1 pseudogene is annotated in these 332 nt (G+C 36.1%); it reads left to right on the forward strand.

The features are described from left to right. Positions 1-332, forward strand: a pseudogene (locus GOQ24_RS14765) (IS66 family transposase); the annotation flags it as partial.

Genomic DNA, 332 nt, shown 5'->3' on the forward strand with positions numbered 1-332 from the left:
GGTCAAAGCCGAGAACGTTTTGAGGATCCCAATCAAACTCAATTACCTTTAGATGTTGAACAAGCAGTCTTAGAGGAACAAGAAGAAGTAATCAAACAAGAGATTACCTACTCTCGTGAGAAAAAGAAACATCCAGGACGAGCTAAACTACCAGATCATTTACCCGTAGAAGAAATAGAAATACATCCTGAGGGAGATTTATCTGATATGATTTGCATTGGTAAAGAAACTACAGATGTGTTAGATTATGTTCCAGGTTACTTTAAAATCAAGCGTTACATCCGATATAAATACGCTACTAAAGGTAAAGACAACACTCAAATTAGTATTGG

Origin of the sequence: Myroides sp. LoEW2-1 (assembly GCF_009767705.1) — a bacterium.
In the GTDB taxonomy this organism is placed as follows: domain Bacteria; phylum Bacteroidota; class Bacteroidia; order Flavobacteriales; family Flavobacteriaceae; genus Flavobacterium; species Flavobacterium album_A.